The 486-nt window shown below is 32.9% G+C and carries 1 protein-coding gene; it reads right to left on the bottom strand.

Features of this window, described 5'->3' with window-relative positions:
• Positions 1-178 precede the first annotated feature (178 nt).
• A partial coding sequence (locus tag LQ694_RS15435; RefSeq protein ID WP_239772215.1) for a hypothetical protein occupies positions 179-486 on the bottom strand: 308 nt, incomplete at its 5' end.

Consider the following 486-nt stretch of genomic DNA (forward strand, 5'->3'; position numbering starts at 1 on the left):
TAGTAAATTGCTAAATTCATTCGATTTATCTAACTCATCTATTCGTTTTAAATATCCACTTAATACTTGGTCTGCAATCCTCGCAATATCATCACCTACATTAGTAAGTTTGATGTAATCTTGTGTCATTTCTTCCTTTAGTGTCTGCCACGCTTTTTCGTAATTCACTTTAGCCATTCTATTCATCCTCCAAATCATCAATGAAATGTACTAATCTGAAATATCTATGTTCACTTGGATTATTTAATGCTTTGTCTTTGATGTGTTCAGTTAGGTTGGTATATTTATTACTCAACTTTTCATACATTGGTTTGTATGTTTTAATCGCATCAAGATGCATTTCTATTGCTGCCTTCTCTTCCCTCAACTTCTTCACATCTTTGATAAGTGAGTCACGTTGACGCTTATATTTAATGCTTTCTGCGACTGCTTCTTTTAATCCAGCAGTTAATTTGTCATGTGCTGTTTTGTATTGATCAAGTTCAT

The organism is Mammaliicoccus sp. P-M58 (assembly GCF_022386165.1).
Classification (GTDB): Bacteria; Bacillota; Bacilli; order Staphylococcales; family Staphylococcaceae; genus Mammaliicoccus; species Mammaliicoccus sciuri.